Source organism: Collinsella sp. OM07-12 (genome assembly GCF_003438275.1).
Taxonomy (GTDB): Bacteria; Actinomycetota; Coriobacteriia; order Coriobacteriales; family Coriobacteriaceae; genus Collinsella.
In genome coordinates, this window is record NZ_QSTQ01000054.1 from 1 (window position 1) to 1,217 (window position 1,217).

Here is a 1,217-nt window from a genome sequence, read left to right on the forward strand (position 1 = left end):
CCTCCCACATTCATCCGTACATGTGCGGATGAATGTGGGAACCCGATACCCTGAGGGCCGGATCGGCCGGCCCCGGGAGATCGGAGGACGGCATGTCCGGAAAGAAGAAAAGGGGCTCCGCAAGGGCGGTCCCGAGGGCCTACGGAAGGCTCACGAGGCACGAGCGGGACACGGTCCAGAGGATGCTGGAGCGCAGGGCGTCGTGCAGGGAGATCGCGAGGGAGCTGGGCAGGTCGCCCTCGACGGTGAGCGCCGAGGTGGCGTCGCACAGGTTCGTGACGGCGCCGAAGGCCAGGCGCGGCGAGCGCGTGGACGCCTCCGCCGACCTGTCGGCGGCCTGCCCGCGCCTGGCGGCGTGGCCGCGATGCTGCAACGGCTGCGGCCGGTACCGCGCGATCGGCTGCAAGCGCCGCCCCCACGTCTTCTACGAGGCCCGGGCCGCGCAGCTGTGCGCCGACTCGGTCCTCGTCTCGTCCAGGCGCGGGATAGACGCCGACGAGCCCGCCGCGGCGGCCAGGCTGGAGGCGATAAGGGACTGCCTGCGCCGGGGGCTGTCGCCCGAGCAGATGGCGGCGCGCAACGGCGGCCCGGTGGACCTGTCGCCGTCGACCATCTACCGCTGGGTCTCGGCGGGCTACGACGGCATGACCAACATGGAGCTCAGGCGCAAGGTCGGCTACAGGCCGAGGAAGCGCGCCGCGGGCCGGGCGGCGACCCGCCACTCCGCCCGCAGGTCGCATGCCGCGTTCCTCGCCCTCGGGGAGGACGCGTGCGCCGCGGCCTGGGAGATGGACACCGTCGAGGGGGCCCGGGAGGACTCCGCCTGCCTGCTCACGCTGCTGCACCGCCCCAGCAGGCTCCAGCTCGCGCTGCCGCTGGAGGAGAAGACCGCCGGGTGCGTCGCGGGCGCCCTGGAGGGCGTCCGGGCCATCCTCGGCGCCGACGGGACGCGCCGCGTGTTCCGCGCCGTCCTCACCGACAACGGCGCCGAGTTCTCCGACGAGGCGGCGATCGCGGCGCTGCTCGGCGAGGGGCCGGGCGAGACGAGGCTGTTCTACTGCGACCCCAGGCGCAGCGACCAGAAGGGCGCCTGCGAGCGCAACCACGTCGAGATCAGGAAGCTGCTGCCCAAGGGCGCCGGAATCAGGTTCGACCGGCTCGCCCCGGCCGACCTGGCGCTGGCCATGTCGCACGTGAACTCCGAGCCCCGCGGCGCG

1 protein-coding gene is annotated in these 1,217 nt (G+C 73.6%); it reads left to right on the forward strand.

The window, feature by feature from the left end; all coding sequences use genetic code 11:
* Positions 1-92: 92 nt before the first annotated feature.
* A partial coding sequence (locus tag DXB98_RS10025) for an IS30 family transposase (protein WP_117744013.1) occupies positions 93-1,217 on the forward strand: 1,125 nt, incomplete at its 3' end.